The following is a 19,264-nucleotide window of genomic DNA, read 5'->3' on the forward strand; positions in this document are numbered from 1 at the left end:
AGAACGCTATGATAAAGTCTCTTCTACAAAAAAAGAAGTTCTTTTCGGGAGCCGGAGATACCGGACAGAGAGCATGGGAAAACTTTTACCGCAACCGTTGGCAACACGATAAAGAGGTACGTTCTACTCACGGTGTAAATTGTACAGGCTCCTGTTCCTGGAAAATATTCGTAAAGAAAGGTATTGTTACGTGGGAAATCCAACAAACGGATTATCCGCAAAACCGTCCGGGACTGCCGAACCACGAACCGCGCGGATGTCCTCGCGGAGCGAGTTATTCATGGTATCTGTATAACTCGGGACGTGTGAAACACCCGATGATACGCCATGAGTTGCTGGAAGCCTATCAACAGCAAAAAGCTATACTACATGATCCTGTCCCGGCTTGGGAAGCGGTGATGGCTGATGAGGTTGCCTCTAAAAAATACAAAGAAAGACGGGGATTAGGTGGATTCGTCCGTCTGGACTGGAATCTGGCACAGGAAATCATTGCTGCCGCCAATATCTATACCATAAAGAAATACGGGCCCGACCGCCTGGTGGGATTTACTCCTATCCCGGCTTTTTCGATGGTGTCATATGCCGCGGGAACCCGTTACTTAAGCCTTATTGGAGGCACATGCCTCAGTTTTTATGATTTCTATTGCGACCTGCCTCCTGCTTCCCCGCAAACATGGGGTGAACAAACCGATGTTCCCGAAAGCGCCGATTGGTACAATTCGTCTTTTATCATGCTGTGGGGCTCCAATGTACCTGTAACACGCACGCCCGATTCGCCCTTCCTTACGCAGGTAAGATACAAGGGAACGAAAGTTATTACCATATCGTCTGATTACAGTGACGCAAGCAAATTTGCCGATATATGGTTGAATCCGAAACAGGGAACTGATTCCGCATTAGGAATGGCTATGGGACATGTTATTCTGAAAGAATTTTTTGTAGATAAAACAACTCCATATTTCGACTCATACGTAAGGAAATATTCCGACCTGCCTTTCCTGGTGAAACTGGAGTCTTACGAAGGGGGCTACCGCACCGGAATGATGCTTCGTGCCTCCGACTTCAAAGATAAACTAAATATAGAGAAACAAGCGGAATGGTATCCTGTGTTGCTAGACGAGCAAACGGGCGAAAAGGTAGTTCCCAACGGATGTATCGGTTCGCGCTGGAACAACGAAGGCAAGTGGAACCTGCGGAACGAAGATCTGCGGACAGGAAAAGAATATACCCCTCTTTTATCTCTGATAGATAAAAAAGACGAAATCATTGATGTATCCTTTCCTTACTTCGGAGGGGAAGAATATAAAAACCCCTACTTCAACGCCTCTGCCCATGCGGATGTACAAAGAAGAAAAGTGCCGGTTGTGAAATGCCAAACAGCAGAAGGTGAAGTACTATGCGCTACAGTGTTCGACATCATGCTCGCTCACTATGGTGTGGAAAGAGGATTGAACGACCCGCAAACCGCGAAAGATTATAACGATAATATTCCCTATACTCCGAAATGGCAGGAGCAGATAACAGGAGTTCCTGCCGAAAGGGTAATCACCGTTGCCCGCCAGTTTGCCGAAACCGCTGCCAAAACAGAAGGTAAAAGTATGATTATTATTGGCGCCGGGGTCAACCAGTGGTACAATACCGATATGACTTATCGTGCCGCCATGAACCTGCTTATCCTGTGTGGAACCGTAGGGCAATCGGGCGGCGGCTGGGCGCATTATGTAGGTCAGGAAAAAGTACGGCCGCAATCGGGATGGGCAACACTGGCTTTTGCTTCGGACTGGATACGTCCTCCCCGCCACATGAATACGACGAGTTACTTCTATATGCACAGCGATCAGTGGCGTTACGAAAAGGTGAAAGTCGACAGCTTGATTTCTCCACTATGCAAGAAAGACGAATGGAGTAAACTCACGTTGCTCGACTGCAATATCAAATCGCAACGGATGGGTTGGCTTCCCGCTTCGCCCGAATTCGACCGGAACCCGTTGCAGATATGTAAGGAAGCCGAGTCTAAAAATATAGATGTTTCCAATTATATCACCGATAAATTGCATACAGGTGAACTGAATCTGGCTTCGGAAGATCTGGACAGGAAAGAGAACAGCCCTAAAAACCTTTTCATCTGGCGTGCCAACCTTATCGGTAGTAGCGCCAAAGGGGTGGAATATTTTATGAAGCATCTTCTGGGTGCACAAAACAGTGTATTCGGCGAAGACCTGAAGGAACTGGGCGAACCACTACCTCGCTATCAGAACTGGCACGATGAAGGAGCAAGAGGCAAACTCGATCTGGTTGTTACGCTCGACTACCGGATGACATCGTCTTCCCTCCATTCCGACATTGTACTGCCGGCTGCTACGTGGTACGAGAAAAACGATATTAGCAGCACGGATATGCACCCCTTTATTCACCCTTTCTCGAAAGCGGTAGACCCTGTGTGGGAGTCGCGTACCGATTGGGATATATTCAAAGGCATTTCCGAGAAATTCTCTCAACTATGCCAGGGGCATTTAGGAGTAGAAAAAGATGTAGTAATGCAGCCACTGATGCACGATTCACCGGGCGAAATATCGGAACCCTTGTTTGTGGATGATTGGAAAGAAAGCGGGAACCATCCTGTTCCCGGGCACAATATGGGTAAACTGATCGTGGTGGAGCGTGATTATCCGAATACATATAAACGTTTTACTTCTTTGGGTCCATTATTGGAAAAAGCAGGAATAACAGGAAAAGGTATCACATGGAAATCGAATGAGGAATACGAGTTCCTCAAGAAATTGAACGGAACGATACAGGATCGGGGAGTTACACAAGGCTTGCCTGCTTTGGAAACGGATATTCAGGCTATCGAATCCATACTGTCGCTGGCACCCGAAAGTAATGGCGTTACATCGCGTAAAGCATGGAAATCTTTGGAAAAGCCTACAGGTCTGGATTTAGAGCATTTGACCGAGGAAGGAGGCGATACCCAAATCCGTTATGACGACCTGGTACAACAGCCCCGCCGCGTACTCAATTCTCCGATATGGAGCGGTGTTGAATCTCACGAAGTGAACTATACCTCCAATTACACCAATGTACACGAACTCATTCCCTGGCGTACCGTAACCGGACGGCAATCTCTATATCAAGACCATCCGTGGATGCTAGCATTCGGCGAAGGATTGGTATGCTATAAACCGCCCTTATCAAAACAGGAAGTTAATAACGTAAAAGAAAGGTTGCGGATTAGCGATGATACACTGACACTGAACCTGATTACCCCTCACAACAAATGGTCTATCCATTCATCATGGAGCGATAATTTACTCATGCTTACATTGGGTAGAGGAGGACCTGTTATCTGGATTAGCGAGGCGGATGCCGCCAAAATAAACATACAGGATAACGACTGGGTAGAAGTGTTCAACGACAACGGAACGGCAAGTTGCCGGGCTATCGTTTCACAACGTATTCCCGAAGGCGCTTTGATTATGTATCACAATCAGGAAAGAACAGTGAATGTTCCATTAAGCTCTATTACGGGAAACCGGGGAGGAATACATAATTCCATTTCCCGCATTTGCCCTAAACCTACACACATGATTGGCGGATATGCCCAATTATCATACGGACTGAATTATTATGGAACGATCGGCGCCAACCGCGACGAATTTGTAATTATCCGCAAATGTGAAACCGTTCTCTGGGAAGATGAGGATATGGAAGAAAGAAAGGAGGCAGTAAGATGAAAATACAAGCACAAATGGCTATGGTTTTGAGTCTTGACAAGTGCATCGGTTGCCATACCTGCTCTGTTACCTGCAAAAATGTATGGACAAGCCGTAAAGGAATGGAGTATGTTTGGTTTAACAATGTAGAAACCAAACCCGGACCAGGTTATCCCGTACAATGGGAAAATCAGGACAGGTACAAAGGCGGCTGGACTGTCAGGAAACGCAAGTTGCAGTTATTGCAAGGAAACAATCTCAGTATTCTTTCTACGATTTTTGCCAATCCGCATTTACCCGATATGAAGGATTATTACGAGCCTTTCACTTTTGATTTCTCGAAGTTGACGGGGACGAAACGTTTTCGTACGGCTCCGAGTGCCCGTCCTTATTCTTTGGTTACAGGCCAGCGGATGGAAAAAATAGAATACGGCCCCAACTGGGAAGATAATCTGGGCGGTTCTTTCAATGAACGTAAAAAAGACCCAAACCTGAAAGACTTTGATACAAAAGGATACGAAGAGTTTGAGAAATCATTTATGTTTTATGTCCCACGCCTGTGTGAGCATTGCCTCAATCCCGCCTGTGCGGCATCCTGTCCTTCGGGAGCAATATATAAACGGGAAGAAGACGGAATCGTACTCATCGACCAGAATAAATGCCGGGGATGGCGTGAATGTGTAAGCGCATGTCCTTACAAAAAGACCTACTTTAACTGGGACAGGAAAAAATCAGAGAAATGCACGTTCTGCTATCCACTGATAGAAAACGGCAAACCGACAGTCTGCTCCGAATCCTGTGTAGGGCGCATCCGCTATATCGGCGTATTATTATATGATGCCGACCGTATCGATGAATATGCCGCCACGGAAAACGATAAAGACCTGTACGAAAAGCAGCTTGACCTGATACTTGATCCTGACGACCCACAAGTTATCAGCAAGGCACAGGAACAAGGAATATCCTATTCATTTATCAGGGCGGCACAGGCTTCACCTGTCTACAAACTAATGAAACAATGGAAAGTGGCCTTTCCCCTTCATCCCGAATACCGTACATTACCTATGGTATGGTACGTGCCGCCCATGTCTCCCGTACTTCAGCAAGCAGATGTAAAGGATAACTTCTTTGCCACCGTCGATGAAATGCGTATCCCGGTTAATTATATCGCACGAATGATGACGGCAGGAGACGAAACCCCTGTAAGAACCGCTCTGGCACGTTTGCTGGCCATGAGACAGTATATGCGCCAGCGCACCGTGGAGAAAAACGAAAACCCTTTGATTCCCGCGGAATTAGGACTGGAAAAGGCCGATTATGAAGATATGTACCGCTATATGGCCATTGCTGATTACAAAGACCGGTTTGTTATTCCAACAGCTCCTACGAAGACGGAAGATACCGATCTGGCCGGACTACGGGCCGGGTTGGGTTACGAATATCCGGGTAAAGAAGAGGAAGGACGCAACCTGTTTGGTGGAAGGTAAGAGTGTGTTTTATTTAAATACGTTAGTTATGCAAAATACATATAAAATATTGTCGTTGTTACTGGATTATCCAAACGAAGAATTAAAGGAGAATCTTTCGGGTGTGATGGGGATTGTAGAAGAAGAAAGCTATCTGGACGAACCTCAACGCGTCAAATTACAAGTGTTTATCGACTACGTCCTATCGCTGTCATTAACAGGGTGGCAACAGCAATATGTACAGTTGTTCGATTTTTCGACCCACAGTAATCTCTATCTTTTCGACCACGTATATGGCGATTCACGCGAGCGCGGACAAGCTATGGTAGATCTTACGGAGATGTATGCCGGGTCAGGATTCACCCCATGCTCCAACGAATTACCGGATTACCTGCCGCTCTTTCTGGAATACCTGTCACTGCTGACACGGGTAGAAGAATCTGAGAAACTACTACACGAAGTATCTCATATTTTGGACAATATGAAGCAAGCGCTAGAGAAAAAAGAAACACCCTATGTCCTTCTTCTGGATATATTACATAGCCTCTCTACTCCTTTGGAGAGCGAGCCTGATAAAAAGAAAGGAGTGAGTGTATGACAATATCGGATTATCTGAATAATTTCTTCCTGGGATATCTACCCTATATCGCTCTGGGCGTATTCGCGGCAGGATTTATTTATCGCGCCGTCAAGCGTAATAACACCATACAAGCCACTTCGTCACAATTTATCAGCAACGATAAAAGTATCCGCTGGGGAAGCACGCTCTTTCATTATGCCATCATACTGGTATTTCTGGGACATATTTTTGGACTACTTACGCCCGAATGGCTTTATACATGGCTCATTTCGAACGAAACCAAGCGCCTGCTCGCCATTAGTATGGGTTCGTTATCGGGTATTGCCGCGCTTATCGGTATTACCATACTTGCCCTGCGCCGGTTTACAAATATACGTGTGCGGGCAACCGGTCAATTGCAGGACTATATCATCGTAGCCCTATTACTCTTCCAGATCGCACTGGGTTTGTGGGGCACATACATTACCACTCAATCTCCACTCGAGGATTATATGGCTATGGAACATTGGGCACAAGGTATTGTTATATTCGAACCCGATTCGTGGAAATATATAGCCCATCAGAGCTGGGTATACAAACTGCATATTATTAACGGGTTTCTGATATTTATTCTCTTCCCGTTTACCAAGTTGATGCACATGGTGATGGTACCGGTACATTTTGTGATTGATTATTTTAGAAAATGATAAACTTTAAACAAGTCGTAGTGTGTATACTGCTGGTCGTATGCACACTGAACAGTTATGGCCAGAACACTGGAAAAGAAGAGATCGACAGTATAAAAACATTCTCACTTGGAGAAGTGGTAGTGATGGAAAAACTTCCCGCATCCGCGGGCACTGAAATATCTTCGTTGGAAATAAAACAAATGGATATCACCAAAGTGCCCGAAGCACTGGAGTGGATACCGGGGATAACGCTTACAGAAGCTTCATCGCGCGGAGAAACCATGATCTATTTGCGAGGATTTAACCAGAGCCGTATTCCGGTATATATGGACGGGATACCTGTATCCGTTCCTTTTGACGGGTTCATTGATCTGGGACGCTTGCAGACCGCTTCCGTTTCCAAAATCCATGTATCGAAAGGAATATCCTCCCTTTTATTAGGCGGGAATACGATGGGGGGAGCTGTAAATATCATCAGTGCGTCACCAACCAATAAGCTGGAAGTAGGTATACAGGCCAGTACACTATGGAATACATCTGTAAATCTGGGAACCAGGCAGGACAAATGGTTCCTGCAAGTGGATGCGGGTTGGATACACCGTAATGATTTCCACCTGCCTTCGGGCTATGACGCAGTAGAGGGGTTACAGGAAGGAAGCAAGCGGCATCATTCCGAAACAACCGATTGGCAACTGAATGGAAAGTTTGGCTTCACCCCTCGGGAAGGTGATGAATATGTTGTGGGATACAGTATGGTGCGCGCGGATAAATACGTCCCCCCCTATCTGGGCAAAAAGAGCAAACCACGTTTCTGGAGATATAAGGATTGGGATAAAGATCAGATATATTTCTTTTCCGGAACTAATCTTGGTAAAGAATGGAGATTGGAATCCCGCCTGTTTTACGACCGATACTATAACTTGCTGAAAGCCTATGATGATGAGAATTATAATTCGCAGGAAAGCAAATCGGCTTTCGATAGCTATTATGACGATTATTCGCTGGGAGCAGGTTTGGTATTGGGATGGAAAGGGATAGAAAATAATCATCTGAAACTGGGAGCGAACTACAAGAAAGATGTGCATCGCAGCCACGATGATGATGACCCCGAAGCCGAACAAAGTGAATATACGGCTTCCCTCTCTTTGGAAAACACCTACACTATCAATGACAAGTTATCCCTTTTGGCTGGCATTGGATATTTTCGGCATCAGGGTGCTACTATCGAAGCCTACGAACAATTAGAGAGTTCTAAAGAATACGGAATAGTGAATTATCCAAAATCATCAGACAACGATATCAACTACCAGTTAGCAGTGGATTACCGATACAATCTTAATCATGGACTACGTTTCAGTTTTTCCCGGAATTCCCGTTTTGCTTCACTAAAAGAGCGATATTCGTATAAACGGGGAAAGGCAGTCCCTAATCCCGATCTGAAGACAGAACATTCCTACAATCTGGATTTAACTTATAACGGCAAATGGAATCATTGGCAATGGTACACAAGCGCATATTATATGCTTCTCACCAATACCATTCAGGAAATCACAGGAGTGGATACAGAAGACCCGCTTATATGGCAACTTCAGAATAAAGGGAAAGCTCATTTTAGGGGTTTTGAAACTGGATTATCTTACCGATACAGGTGGATAGAAGCAGAAACTAATTACAGCTATATCAACCGCGTAAACAAAACGGATAAGGATATAAAGTTTACTGAAGTACCCGATCATAAATGGAACGCGATGATACAAGTCAGCCCTTTCTATGATATAAGGATTCAGGCGCGGATGACCGCCGTCAGCAAAACGAATATGAGCAGTGACGGCAAAATAACAATCCCGGGATATGCACTGTTCCATACTAATATAGGTAAACAGTTTAATGGATTCGATGTAAAACTGGGAATAAAAAATCTCTTCGACAAACTCTATTATTTCTCCGAAGGATATCCAATGGAAGGACGGCGGTATTATATTTCGCTGGCTTACCGGTTTACTAAAAATAAGAGCAACCCATGATAAGGATTATAACAGGGCCTGTAAATGGTGGAAAGAGTACCCGATTTCTAAAACTATACGAAGAAAGTGGAGATAGTATAGGTTTATACGCAAAAAAACTATACAATGAGGAAGAAACGATTGTGGGTTACAATCTCATTCTGCTACCCGGTAAAGAAGAAATCCCTTTTATCTGTTTAAAAGAATCCATATACCAAAACGAGAACTGTTATCTTATCCAGGGACGGTTTGCTTTCCTGAAAGAAACATTCGAGATAGCCGAACGATACATATTGAGTTCTTCTGACCACATTCCTGTCTGGATAGATGAAATCGGCAAACTGGAACTCAAAGGGAAGGGATACGATAAACTGTTGCGTAGGTTGTTGAAATCTGACAGAGAGATAACTATTACGGTAAGGGATAGTCTCTTAGTCGATACCCTGAATCAGTACAAAATAAAGGAATACCGGTTATTGGGTATATAATAGTATAATATAAAATATAAAGACTCTGTTTCTAGGATCATTGACATAACAAAAAAGACAGGAGCAATAGTTAATGAAACCGTTGCTTCTGCTTTTTTTATTTCCTGCTATTACAGCTTGATCACTGGCTTTAATGATTCAGGAATAGTGAATTCAGCGCATTTAATCGATTCAAGCTTTTTTAGTCCTGCTCCTGTCAACGTAAAATACATCTGGCGCTTATCGTCTTTCCCGACAATACGCTTGATAAGCCCTTTCTTTTCTACCGATTTTATTACTTTCGACGTATTCGAGTTACTCAATCCCAAAACACCAGCTAATTCATTTGAAGAATACTTTTGAATGCTCAGGGAACATAACAGCATTCCTTCATTTAACCCCAGGTTATATGATTGCTGAAAGTCTGATTCAAATTCATAAATCGCCCTGTATACATCCCTGATCTGACATAGCGTACTTACTTGCGAATTATCCATATTATTTGCCATTACAGTATAAATTTATATTCTCATTATTCTTTTAATAAAATAGTATCGATAGCATCTTTTAATTGCTGTTTGGGCAATGCTCCTGCTGCCATCTGGGGCTGTTCACTCATCGGAATAAACAGCAATGATGGAATACTTCTTATTCCAAAGGCAGCAGCAAGTTCAGGCTCTGTTTCCGTATTGATTTTATAAATATAGATACGGTCTTTATATTCTGCCGCCAGTTCTTCCAATACCGGAGCTATCGCTTTACACGGTCCACACCAGTCTGCATAGAAATCAATCAATGCCGGCTTATCTCCCAAATACTGCCACTGGGAACTTGCTTCAAAATTAGCAACTTTTGATAAGAATTCAGCCTTTGTTAAATGTATTGTTGTCATATTGTTCTCTTTTTTAGTTTTTACTTCCGTTTGATTTTTTGTTTCCGCTTTATTATTACAAGAAATTAGCAACAGTGCTATTAGCGGAAATAACAAGATTGTATGTTTCATTTTCTATCCGGTTTATATTTTCTAATCTGGTTACCATAGATGTTTTCTTTCTGTTGCTTATCAGTATAACATCCTCCTGCTCCACAACAGGACATATTCATGATTGCCTGAAAAAGCAGCACTCCTCCTAACATAAGAAAAATGTAATCTTTAGAGCTTATAGAATAGATAGCGACTGCTATTCCCAATAGCAGTCTAACCACCCGGGTAATATCCCAGTTTTTTAATATACGATTCATACTGTTCTCCATTTAAAAATTAGACCAACTTCCTCCATTGTATACTTCCTGAAACCCTTGAGACCTTAAGATCGCTACCGCGCTGCGGCTACGCATTCCACTGGCGCATACGGCAATAATGGGTTTATCCTTTTTGAGCTTTGATAGATTGTTGTTCAAACTATCCAGGGGAATATTAACTGAATTAGCTACTGCTCCCTGCTTATACTCTTCTTTTGTTCGAACATCCAGAAGTATAGCCCCGTTTTCTAAAAGTGTTTTGAAATCGGCCTTCTCTTCTAATCCGAACAGCCTGCTGAAAAATCCTGCCATAATGTTTAATTTATTATTGTTTGTTTCATTACTTTTTCGCTTTATCTTTTTTGAAAATTCCTCCTAATAAACTTCCCATCAGCACTCCATATAAAGTACTCATGGTAGGCGATGAAGTTATGGGACAAGTTCCAGTGCTACATCCGATATATCTCCAATAAAGATATCCGCCTACTGCACCTAACAGAGCTCCTAAAAGGTATGTCCAATTATTTTTTATGACTTCCATATGTTTGTTTTTATCATTCAGACCACAAAGATAGACATTTATTTCTAACGGAAACTACTTCTCTTAGAAATAATTTGTAAAAAATATATAACCGCTACAAATAAGAGGTTTACGAAACAAAATAATAAGAAAAAACATTCAAAAATAATATTTTCCGCCGGAAACTTGTTTCTTTGGAATATATTACTTTCCTTTGCATCATATTTCCATTGGAAACTAATATGAGTATACAATAAATAGTAGAATATAGTAAAAATGAAAAGAACAACGATCATCACATTAAGTGTAATCTGGCTTAGCCTGTCGGTTCAGGCGCAAAGCCACCGGTACATTACGGCAGAGGATGCCGTAAATATTGCTGTTGAAAATAATAGTAATATAAAAATCTCAAATCTGGATAGGAAAATAGCTAATGCCGACTATCATCAAACGGATGCTATTTTCCTGCCCCAAATCACAGTGGGATATACGGCGTTGACGACAAACAATCCGTTGAATGCCTTTGGCTTCCTCTTACAACAAGAATCGGTTACGGCTATGGATTTCGATCCTGCGAAGCTGAATAATCCGGGTGCAACGCAAAACTACGGCACCCAGGTAGAGGCGAAACTGCCTCTATTGAATATGGATATGATTTATGCCCGTAAAGGAGCCCGCGCACAGGAAGAAATGTACAAATATAAAGCTGAGCGCACCAAAGAATACATCGAGTTTGAAGTAAGAAAAGCATATACCGGACTACAAATGGCTTATCAGGCACGGAATATCCTTCAAAAATCGCTCGAAGATGTAAAGCAGATACACCGATCGGTGGCTAACTTTTACAATCAGGGACTGATACAAAAATCAGATGTACTGAATGCGCAGGTACAAGTAAACACTATTGAGAGTGCCTTGGCAAAAGCCGAGAGTAACATACACAATGCCTCTAACGGACTTCGCCTGCTGATGGGGCAAGACATAAGCGATGAAGTATATACGGCAGATTCTTTAGTACAAAAAAGAGAAATATATCCGGAAACCACTCTTTCTTTATTCCGCCCGGATATTATGGCGCTCCAAAAGGCTGTAGATGCAACGGATATGATGCTGAAATCTTCCCGGATGGCCTTCCTGCCTCGCATCAACGCTTTCGGTTCATACAACCTGAACGATTCCAAAGCCTTTAAGTTCAGAAACGATTCTTATCTGGCGGGCATCAACCTGAGCTGGAATATTTTTTCGGGAAACCGTAACCGGAGTAAAATGAAATCGGCACAATACCAAAAAGGCCGGATGCAGGAAGAACTAAACCTGCATATTAAAAAAGAACAACTGGAATTGGACAAGGCGAGGCGTGATCTGAACGACTCGCAAACGGAAATAAATAAACAACAGATAAGCGTTGAGCAGGCCGAAGAAGCCTTGCGCATCCTGGCTGACCGTCATAGCGAGGGTTTGGCAAGTACTACCGACCTATTGATGGCGCAGGCCCAGTTCTCTGGGCAGAAGCTTCTGCTCTCACAAGCTATTATGTCCTATAATATAATAGAAGCATACCTCCGGCTTTTATCCACAACTAAGAATTAACAAAATAGATAGATATGAAAATTTCAAGAAACGTAGTTTTAGGTATTGTAGCAATATCCATGCTTTATTCCTGTTCATCTGCCGATGAGCAAAAAGAGAAAGGCCAGCCGACCGTAAATGTAGAGGTGTATTATCCCACCCAGTCAACCAACGAAGGCTTTTATTTGAGTGGCGAGATCACTGCCCGGCAAACAGCCACCATCAGTACACGTATGATGGGATATATAAATAAGATACATGCGAAACCGGGTGATAAGGTTTCAGCCGGACAGCTATTAGTTTCAATCAGCAGTGATGATATTCAGGCTAAAAAAGCACAGGTGCAGGCTATAATCACAGAGGCCGAAGCAGCAGCGAAAAACGCCAGGCGAGACTATGAACGCTTCAAAACACTGCGTGCGCAAAACAGTGTATCGGATAAGGAATTGGAAAACGTCTCCTTACAACATACTTCCATGCAGGCAAAAGTACAAATGGCTCATCAGCAGATGAACGAAGTGAATGCGATGCTGGCCTATAGCCATATCCGCGCGCCCTTTTCAGGAACGGTTACCCAGAAACTAATGGACGAAGGCAGTATGGCCAATCCGGGAATGCCTATCCTGATGATGGAACAAAGCGGCGAACTACAAATCGTTGCCTCTGTGCCCGAAAGCTACATCCCGTATGTGAAAGTAGGTGATGCGGCCCGGATAGAAATAAAGTCGTTGGCCACAACTATACCGGGTAAAGTGTCGGAACTTAGCCCTTCGGCCTACCGCGCGGGAGGACAATATGCCATGAAGCTGGCTATCGATACCAAGGACAAAGAGAATATCCATTCGGGAATGTATGTGAATATACTCATACCTAATAAGGTAAAAGAAGACACTGCATCAAAGATACTGATAGATAAGAATTCTGTCGTTTACCGCGACCAGCTAACGGGTGTGTATGTGGTGGACGACCGCAGTGAAGCCAACCTGCGTTGGGTGCGGTTGGGTAAGACAACCGGAAATCAGATAGAGGTACTTTCGGGTTTGAACCACAGCGATAGAGTGGTATTGAATGCTGAAAGTAAGTTGTATAACGGAGTAAAAGTATCGGCATCTAAATAAACAGGAAGTTATGGAAAACGGAATTTCAGGAAAAATAGCCAATGCGTTCATTAAGTCAAAGTTGAGCGTATTGCTCTTTATCGCTTTTATGCTCTTGGGGCTGTTCAGCCTATATCTAATCCCGCGTGAGGAAGAGCCTCAGATCGATGTGCCCATGGCTGACATTATGGTCGGCTATCCGGGCGCTTCGCCCGAGGAGGTAGAGTCGAGAATCATGCAACCGCTCGAAAAGGTGGTTTCCAATGTCAAAGGGGTTGAACATGTATACTCCACTTCGATGAATGATATGGGAATGCTCACCGTACAATTCTATGTGGGCGAAGATGTGGAACGCTCGCTGGTAAAGCTCTACAACGAGATAATGAAGAATATGGACCGTATGCCGCAAGGAGCGACCATGCCTTTAGTTAAATCGCGTGCCATAGACGATGTGCCCGCACTGGCATATACCCTTTGGAGTGAAGAGATGGGCGACTATCAGCTGCGCCAGGTAGCCGAAGTGGTAGGCGACGAGATAAAGAAAATACCCGACGTGGCTCAGGTAAACGTCGTCGGAGGACAGAGCCGCGAGGTGAAAGTGATGCTCGACAAAGACAAGATGGCACAGAGCAAACTCGACTTCGGGGCAATAACCCAAGCCTTACAAGCGAATAATTCGCAGATGCAGAGCGGTAATATCATAACAGGCGATATGGTTTATTCAGTACAAACCGGCAGTTTCTTTTCCAATGTAGAAGAAGTGAAAAACCTGATTGTGGGAACGAACGATAATCAGCCTGTATACCTTTATCAGATAGCAGAGATAGAAGACGGCCCCGAAGTGCCTAAGCAGTATGTTTCGTTCGGCTATGGCGCCGCATCGAAAGACAAAAAGGACGCTATGCCCGACGATTATTCGGCCGTAACCATATCGATAGCCAAGAAGAAGGGAGCCGATGCCATGCAGTTGGCAGAAATAGTAAGCGATAAAGTAGAACATCTAAAGAAAGAGGTGATAACCAATGATATACATGTGGAGGTTACCCGCAACTACGGCGAAACGGCTTCCGACAAAGTCTTCGAGTTGCTGTCGCATCTATCTATCGCCATCGTCATAGTAACCCTGTTTGTGATGCTGGCCATGGGTTGGCGTGGCGGATTGGTCGTATTCCTTTCCGTACCGGTAACCTTTGCCCTTACCTTGTTTGCCTACTACTTTTTAGGATATACGCTCAACCGTATTACCTTGTTTGCTTTAGTGTTTGTAACAGGTATTGTAACGGACGACTCCATTGTGATTGCCGAGAATATGCACCGGCATTTCAAGATGAAGAAACTGCCGCCATTGCAAGCTGCTTTGTATGCGATCAATGAGGTGGGTAACCCTACTATTCTGGCTACCCTTACAGTGATTGCCGCCGTACTGCCTATGGCATTCGTTTCGGGGATGATGGGACCTTATATGAGTCCGATGCCTATCGGAGCGTCTATTGCAATGACGTTCTCGTTAATCATAGCATTGACGCTCACGCCCTATTTTGGTTATCTGTTCCTCAGGCATAAAGATAAAAAAGGAAAGAAGGCGAAGAAACAGGAAGAGAAAGATTCCGATTTGCGCGAAACGAAGATGTACCGGTTATATGCCAGGACAATCACTCCGTTTCTGGAAAACAGAAAATACCGTTGGGGCTTTATGATTACCCTGACCATAATTCTGCTTGCTACGTTCTCGCTCTTCTATACCAAAGCGGTTCCGGTAAAGATGCTGCCTTTCGACAATAAGAATGAGTTTCAGGTAGTCATAGATATGCCCGAAGGCACTACACTGGAGCGCACGGCAGCTGTTACCAAAGAACTGGCCGTATACTTGAGCCGGAACGAGAAGGTAACTAACTATCAAACTTATGTAGGCACATCGGCTCCCATTAGTTTTAACGGACTGGTCCGCCACTACGATATGCGCATGGGTGATAATATAGCTGACATACAGGTAAATCTGATAGGTAAAGGCGAGCGTAGCGAACAAAGCCACGATATTGCTTCCTCCGTGCGTGCCGATTTGCAGGCTATCGCGAAGAAGTATAATGCCAATGTAAAGGTGGTAGAAGTTCCTCCTGGCCCTCCGGTGATGTCTACCATCGTAGCCGAAATCTACGGTCCTGACTACGAACAGCAGATAGAAGTGGCACGTCAAGTGAAAGATATATTGGCTGCGACCGACAATGTGGCTGATGTAGATTGGTCGGTAGAAGACGCGCAGATCGAATATAAGTTCGAGGTGGATAAAGACAAGGCTATACGGTTGGGAATCCCCAATGCGCAGGTGGTTCAGAACCTACGGGCTGCCCTGTCCGGGATGTCGGTAGGCGTATTACATCGGCCGGCTTCCGTTCAACAGATTGGGATTGTGCTTCAATTACCCGAAACGGAAAAAGCAAGCCTCGAAGATGTACTGAATATGAAGGTGGTCAACCAGCAGGGATTAGCCGTTCCAATCAGCGATTTAGTAACGGTTACCCAAGGCGAGAAAGCGAAAAGCATCCAGCGTAAAGACCAGAAACGGGTGGTGTTCGTTCTGACCGAAGTAGCAGGAGACCTCGAAAGCCCTATCTACCCGATTACTGCGGTATCGGATAAACTGTCCGAAATAAAGCTTCCCGAAGGATATACGCTATCGGAAGAATATAGCGAGCAACCTAAATATGAAGACAATTTCGCCTTGAAATGGGATGGAGAATGGCAGATAACCTACGAGGTGTTCCGCGACCTGGGCTTGGCTTTTATGCTGGTATTGATTATTATCTACATATTGATTGTAGCTTGGTTTCAGAACTTTATTACGCCGTTGGTACAGTTGGCAGCCATACCGCTGTCCCTGATCGGGATTATTCTCGGACACTGGGCTTTCGGCGCTTATTTCAGCGCCCCTTCGATGATCGGGTTTATTGCCCTGGCGGGAATTATGGTACGCAACTCTGTATTGCTGATAGACTTTATAGACATCCGCCTCAAAGACGGTATCCCACTGAAACAGGCTGTGATTGAATCCGGAGCCGTGCGTACCATTCCCATTATACTCACAGCCGGTGGTGTGGTGTTGGGAGCGATTGTTATGTTGTTCGACCCAATTTTCCAAGGTTTGGCTATATCATTGTTGGGCGGAACGATCACCTCTACCGTATTGACATTGATTGTCGTGCCCTTATTATATTTCAAGATGTTAAAGAAAAAAGTAAAATAATCATGAAACTATTAGTTGTATTAAGTATAAAAGAATATCAGGAGCGGGTAGCCGGGATGCTGCAAGATGCCGGAGTAAATCGCTTTAGTGTAACCAACATAACCGGTTATAAAAGGAAAAAAGAAAATCTGGGTTGGTTTGCCGTTAATTCCAACAATGCGAAAACAAACTCCATCATGCTTTTCAGCTTTGTAGAAAAAGAGATAGCCGACAGAGCCCTTACAGAGATTGATACTTGCAATATAGAAACGGAGAACCCTTTCCCCGTACATGTGTTTATTCTTGATGTTGAAAATTTCTCTAAACTGTTCTGATTATGAAACGTGAATATATCATCCGCATAGTAGCCGGCGCCATGGTGCTGGCAGGTATTTCCCTGGCTTACTTTGTTGCCATCGGATGGCTGTTGTTGCCCGCCTTTGTAGGAGTGAATCTTATACAGTCGTCGTTCACGAAGTTCTGTCCATTGGAGATGTTGCTGGATAAATTAAATATTAAGTGATTTAATTGATTAATAAGTTCGAAGAGGGCAGGAATAGTACTTAACTCTTGTTCTTGCTCTCTTCCTTATTTCTATTCTCATTGCAAGAAGTACATATTTTAGTCTAAAAAACAGAATTATGAAAAAGAATAAAAGTACACGGATAAAAACAGGGCATATTCTTACAGGAATTATTGTTTTCACAATTTTTATATACATACTTGGAATACAAACTCAGAGTAAACCACTATTAAATGAAAATGAGAATAGCTTAATTGAGTTAGATAAAGATTCTTTTTTTGACAGCATAACCCTGAAAAAATGCTTTGTTCTGTTTTATGAGGAGGACTCAGAATTATGTGATATAATGTCGGCTAGTTTAAGTAAGCTGGCGAAAAATAATCAGGGAAAAACGGGTTTCTATAAACTCAATTTAGATAAATACCCCGAATATGACTTAAAATATAACATATCAGGAGTACCTAATATATTTATATTTAACGAAGGGATTGAAGTTGCCCGGATTATGGGGGTTGTTCCGGAACAAAACTTAGAAAAAATATATGATAAAACATTTAATTGAAAACAATCATGAATAGCAAGTATAAAATTGAACAAATAGTATTTTTTATCAGGATCAACAAAAAGGTATTGATCGGAATGTTGACAGGGGCTATAATTGCTTACCTCTATTGGCTAAACTATTCTATTTACTGGGGAACTTACCCATTATCTTCCGAATGTTGGGTAAACTGCATATATGGGTTTCTATTTGGCGGGCTTATCGGTAGTTTATTTCAAGATAATGAGATCAAAGCAGCTTCTGAAACAATAAATTGAAAAAATGCTGACGTAGCTTAACTGGGTTAGAGCGGCTTTTTGATGCATATGAATCAAATAAATAAGCAGAATGCAGGTTCGAATCCTGTCGTCAGCACAGACTAAACTTAAATCATTCCAAATGAAAAATATATCTTCCATCAATATTGTAGAACACAATAAGAATATAGGTCAATTAACAATCCCTGACGTAAATGATTTTAGCATGAATAGTACGGATTTTTGTGTGTTCTGCCATTACCTATATTCATATATACAGAACAATTTATCTCAGGATGAATTACTTGATTTTTTTAAGAAAGGTTCTGTTTATATAGATAGTTTAATTCTATCTAAATATAAGCAGGCAAAAGGTTTTTGTAAATCAAGGCAAGAAGAACTCTTCGATAAATTTATTACTATAATAAGACAATATTGTTCTACTGAACATGGTATCAAGTTTTATGCTGAAAAGCTTTTTGTTACCCCCCAATATTTATCTAAAGTAGTAAAAGATGTAAGTGGTAAGAGTGCAAGTGTATGGATAACAGAATTTATTTTATTGGAAGCAAAAGCACTGTTAACTCACACCAATCTGACTATTCAGGAAGTAAGCTTTAATCTGGGATTTGCCGACCAGTCTTCATTCGGTAAATTTTTTAAGAAAAACACAGGGATGTCACCAAAGAAATTTACACAAAAAAAAAGGTGCGTTAAAACCAAGGTTAACGCACCTTCTATTCAAAACGTACTTATCTAACGTTGTAATTCCTCTAATACAAAAATTATTGATTCGCACTTTAGTCCTATTACTTTATATGGTATTGTGGATGATATCTCTTTTTTTAAAATATTAATTGAACTTATTTTATAGCATCAATTGCTGTTTGATAGTCTGGTTCTTCTGTAATTTCAGAAACCAGCTGAGTATATATGATTTTTCCTTCTGGATTCACAATTATAACTGAACGTGCCAAAAGCCCTTTGAGTGGACCGTCATTCATCAAAACCCCATAGTTTCTAGCAAATTCTGCGTTTCTGAAAATTGATGTGGGAATTACGTTTTCGATACCTTCTGTTGTGCAAAATCTTGTTGCAGCAAATGGGAGATCGGCTGATATAGCCAAGATAATAGTGTTTACGAGGCTGGCTGCTTCTTTGTTGAACCTCCTTACCGATGCAGCACATACTTCTGTATCAAGACTTGGGAAAATATTTAGAACAATATTTTTACCTTTCAAATCTTTTAGTGAGATTTCGGACAAATCATTTTTTACTAAAGTAAATTCTGGAGCTAATTCTCCTTTTGTTGGTAACTCTCCATTTGTGTTTACTTCTGATCCTTTGAACGTTACTTTTGCCATGATTAGAATTTTAATTTATTATTTTATTACTATT

At 42.6% G+C, this 19,264-nt stretch carries 19 protein-coding genes and 1 tRNA gene; 14 read left to right on the plus strand and 6 right to left on the minus strand.

Going from position 1 to position 19,264, the window contains the following annotated elements; all coding sequences use genetic code 11:
- Window positions 1-8: 8 nt before the first annotated feature.
- Genes HMPREF1212_RS05890 through HMPREF1212_RS05915 form a run of 6 tightly spaced genes read left to right on the plus strand, consistent with a single transcriptional unit; the run spans window position 9 to window position 8,918 of the window.
- Entirely contained in the window at window positions 9-3,734 is a 3,726-nt protein-coding gene (locus HMPREF1212_RS05890; protein WP_046148737.1) for a nitrate reductase subunit alpha, read from the plus strand.
- A complete protein-coding gene (narH, locus tag HMPREF1212_RS05895) occupies window positions 3,731-5,200 on the plus strand; it encodes a nitrate reductase subunit beta (protein ID WP_046148738.1) in 1,470 nt (489 codons plus the stop codon). The genes HMPREF1212_RS05890 and narH overlap by 4 nt, the downstream gene beginning before the upstream one ends.
- A gap of 28 nt (window positions 5,201-5,228) precedes the next feature.
- Window positions 5,229-5,777: a nitrate reductase molybdenum cofactor assembly chaperone gene (gene narJ, locus HMPREF1212_RS05900; RefSeq protein WP_046150248.1), complete on the plus strand. Its 549-nt coding sequence runs from the start codon at window positions 5,229-5,231 to the stop codon at window positions 5,775-5,777.
- Complete coding sequence (gene narI, locus HMPREF1212_RS05905; protein ID WP_046148739.1) at window positions 5,774-6,445, plus strand: respiratory nitrate reductase subunit gamma; 672 nt, start codon at window positions 5,774-5,776, stop codon at window positions 6,443-6,445. Before narJ ends, narI begins: the two co-directional genes overlap by 4 nt.
- The gene (locus tag HMPREF1212_RS05910) at window positions 6,442-8,451 is read left to right on the plus strand and encodes a TonB-dependent receptor plug domain-containing protein (RefSeq protein WP_082099835.1); all 2,010 of its coding nucleotides are present in this window, start codon (window positions 6,442-6,444) and stop codon (window positions 8,449-8,451) included. Before narI ends, HMPREF1212_RS05910 begins: the two co-directional genes overlap by 4 nt.
- Entirely contained in the window at window positions 8,448-8,918 is a 471-nt protein-coding gene (locus HMPREF1212_RS05915) for a nucleoside-triphosphatase (RefSeq protein ID WP_046148741.1), read from the plus strand. The genes HMPREF1212_RS05910 and HMPREF1212_RS05915 overlap by 4 nt, the downstream gene beginning before the upstream one ends.
- Window positions 8,919-9,028: 110 nt before the next feature.
- Here the strand turns inward: HMPREF1212_RS05915 and HMPREF1212_RS05920 are convergent, their stop codons facing one another.
- From HMPREF1212_RS05920 to HMPREF1212_RS05940, 5 genes are read right to left on the minus strand one after another with little or no spacing between them, the layout of a single operon-like run.
- A complete protein-coding gene (locus HMPREF1212_RS05920) occupies window positions 9,029-9,406 on the minus strand; it encodes a MarR family winged helix-turn-helix transcriptional regulator (RefSeq protein WP_046148742.1) in 378 nt (125 codons plus the stop codon).
- A 23-nt stretch (window positions 9,407-9,429) separates the two neighbouring features.
- On the minus strand, window positions 9,430-9,900 hold the full coding sequence (gene trxA, locus HMPREF1212_RS05925; protein WP_046148743.1) for a thioredoxin: 471 nt from the start codon (window positions 9,898-9,900) through the stop codon (window positions 9,430-9,432).
- Window positions 9,897-10,139, minus strand: coding sequence for a hypothetical protein (locus HMPREF1212_RS05930; RefSeq protein WP_046150249.1), 243 nt, complete (start codon window positions 10,137-10,139; stop codon window positions 9,897-9,899). Before HMPREF1212_RS05930 ends, trxA begins: the two co-directional genes overlap by 4 nt.
- A 12-nt stretch (window positions 10,140-10,151) precedes the next feature.
- Window positions 10,152-10,451 carry a rhodanese-like domain-containing protein gene (locus HMPREF1212_RS05935; RefSeq protein WP_046148744.1) on the minus strand — a complete coding sequence of 100 codons (300 nt, stop codon included), beginning with the start codon at window positions 10,449-10,451 and terminating at the stop codon, window positions 10,152-10,154.
- A 28-nt stretch (window positions 10,452-10,479) separates the two neighbouring features.
- Window positions 10,480-10,680 carry a DUF6132 family protein gene (locus HMPREF1212_RS05940; protein ID WP_046148745.1) on the minus strand — a complete coding sequence of 67 codons (201 nt, stop codon included), beginning with the start codon at window positions 10,678-10,680 and terminating at the stop codon, window positions 10,480-10,482.
- A gap of 255 nt (window positions 10,681-10,935) precedes the next feature.
- On the opposite strand from HMPREF1212_RS05940, the gene HMPREF1212_RS05945 reads away from it, so the two are divergent.
- From HMPREF1212_RS05945 to HMPREF1212_RS05985, 8 genes are all read left to right on the plus strand, one after another.
- Window positions 10,936-12,249 carry a TolC family protein gene (locus tag HMPREF1212_RS05945; RefSeq protein ID WP_046148746.1) on the plus strand — a complete coding sequence of 438 codons (1,314 nt, stop codon included), beginning with the start codon at window positions 10,936-10,938 and terminating at the stop codon, window positions 12,247-12,249.
- Between the two features lie 14 nt (window positions 12,250-12,263).
- Window positions 12,264-13,346, plus strand: a complete 1,083-nt coding sequence (locus HMPREF1212_RS05950) for an efflux RND transporter periplasmic adaptor subunit (protein ID WP_046148747.1) — start codon at window positions 12,264-12,266, stop codon at window positions 13,344-13,346.
- A gap of 10 nt (window positions 13,347-13,356) precedes the next feature.
- Entirely contained in the window at window positions 13,357-16,566 is a 3,210-nt protein-coding gene (locus tag HMPREF1212_RS05955; RefSeq protein ID WP_046148748.1) for an efflux RND transporter permease subunit, read from the plus strand.
- A 2-nt stretch (window positions 16,567-16,568) separates the two neighbouring features.
- Complete coding sequence (locus tag HMPREF1212_RS05960; protein WP_046148749.1) at window positions 16,569-16,880, plus strand: P-II family nitrogen regulator; 312 nt, start codon at window positions 16,569-16,571, stop codon at window positions 16,878-16,880.
- Window positions 16,881-16,882: 2 nt separating this feature from the next.
- Complete coding sequence (locus HMPREF1212_RS05965; RefSeq protein WP_046148750.1) at window positions 16,883-17,068, plus strand: YgaP family membrane protein; 186 nt, start codon at window positions 16,883-16,885, stop codon at window positions 17,066-17,068.
- 118 nt (window positions 17,069-17,186) lie between these two features.
- Complete coding sequence (locus tag HMPREF1212_RS05970) at window positions 17,187-17,630, plus strand: thioredoxin family protein (RefSeq protein ID WP_052724927.1); 444 nt, start codon at window positions 17,187-17,189, stop codon at window positions 17,628-17,630.
- Between the two features lie 263 nt (window positions 17,631-17,893).
- Window positions 17,894-17,984: transfer RNA gene (locus HMPREF1212_RS05980), tRNA-OTHER, on the plus strand.
- Window positions 17,985-18,008: 24 nt separating this feature from the next.
- Window positions 18,009-18,626: a helix-turn-helix domain-containing protein gene (locus tag HMPREF1212_RS05985; RefSeq protein WP_052724928.1), complete on the plus strand. Its 618-nt coding sequence runs from the start codon at window positions 18,009-18,011 to the stop codon at window positions 18,624-18,626.
- 103 nt (window positions 18,627-18,729) lie between these two features.
- On the opposite strand, the gene tpx is transcribed toward HMPREF1212_RS05985, so the two are convergent.
- A complete protein-coding gene (tpx, locus tag HMPREF1212_RS05990) occupies window positions 18,730-19,230 on the minus strand; it encodes a thiol peroxidase (RefSeq protein ID WP_046148751.1) in 501 nt (166 codons plus the stop codon).
- Window positions 19,231-19,264 lie beyond the last annotated feature (34 nt).

It is taken from the genome of Parabacteroides sp. HGS0025 (assembly GCF_000969845.1).
In the GTDB taxonomy this organism is placed as follows: domain Bacteria; phylum Bacteroidota; class Bacteroidia; order Bacteroidales; family Tannerellaceae; genus Parabacteroides; species Parabacteroides gordonii.

Bases quoted from the DNA above. Each gene is read 5' to 3' on its own strand.
- HMPREF1212_RS05940 (WP_046148745.1), bottom strand. From the start codon at position 10,680: ATGGAAGTCATAAAAAATAATTGGACATACCTTTTAGGAGCTCTGTTA.
- HMPREF1212_RS05950 (WP_046148747.1), top strand. From the start codon at position 12,264: ATGAAAATTTCAAGAAACGTAGTTTTAGGTATTGTAGCAATATCCATG.
- trxA (WP_046148743.1), bottom strand. From the start codon at position 9,900: ATGAAACATACAATCTTGTTATTTCCGCTAATAGCACTGTTGCTAATT.
- narH (WP_046148738.1), top strand. From the start codon at position 3,731: ATGAAAATACAAGCACAAATGGCTATGGTTTTGAGTCTTGACAAGTGC.
- narI (WP_046148739.1), top strand. From the start codon at position 5,774: ATGACAATATCGGATTATCTGAATAATTTCTTCCTGGGATATCTACCC.
- HMPREF1212_RS05935 (WP_046148744.1), bottom strand. From the start codon at position 10,451: ATGGCAGGATTTTTCAGCAGGCTGTTCGGATTAGAAGAGAAGGCCGAT.
- narJ (WP_046150248.1), top strand. From the start codon at position 5,229: ATGCAAAATACATATAAAATATTGTCGTTGTTACTGGATTATCCAAAC.
- HMPREF1212_RS05915 (WP_046148741.1), top strand. From the start codon at position 8,448: ATGATAAGGATTATAACAGGGCCTGTAAATGGTGGAAAGAGTACCCGA.
- tpx (WP_046148751.1), bottom strand. From the start codon at position 19,230: ATGGCAAAAGTAACGTTCAAAGGATCAGAAGTAAACACAAATGGAGAG.
- HMPREF1212_RS05890 (WP_046148737.1), top strand. From the start codon at position 9: ATGATAAAGTCTCTTCTACAAAAAAAGAAGTTCTTTTCGGGAGCCGGA.
- HMPREF1212_RS05955 (WP_046148748.1), top strand. From the start codon at position 13,357: ATGGAAAACGGAATTTCAGGAAAAATAGCCAATGCGTTCATTAAGTCA.
- HMPREF1212_RS05930 (WP_046150249.1), bottom strand. From the start codon at position 10,139: ATGAATCGTATATTAAAAAACTGGGATATTACCCGGGTGGTTAGACTG.
- HMPREF1212_RS05960 (WP_046148749.1), top strand. From the start codon at position 16,569: ATGAAACTATTAGTTGTATTAAGTATAAAAGAATATCAGGAGCGGGTA.
- HMPREF1212_RS05970 (WP_052724927.1), top strand. From the start codon at position 17,187: ATGAAAAAGAATAAAAGTACACGGATAAAAACAGGGCATATTCTTACA.
- HMPREF1212_RS05945 (WP_046148746.1), top strand. From the start codon at position 10,936: ATGAAAAGAACAACGATCATCACATTAAGTGTAATCTGGCTTAGCCTG.
- HMPREF1212_RS05910 (WP_082099835.1), top strand. From the start codon at position 6,442: ATGATAAACTTTAAACAAGTCGTAGTGTGTATACTGCTGGTCGTATGC.
- HMPREF1212_RS05965 (WP_046148750.1), top strand. From the start codon at position 16,883: ATGAAACGTGAATATATCATCCGCATAGTAGCCGGCGCCATGGTGCTG.
- HMPREF1212_RS05985 (WP_052724928.1), top strand. From the start codon at position 18,009: ATGAAAAATATATCTTCCATCAATATTGTAGAACACAATAAGAATATA.
- HMPREF1212_RS05920 (WP_046148742.1), bottom strand. From the start codon at position 9,406: ATGGCAAATAATATGGATAATTCGCAAGTAAGTACGCTATGTCAGATC.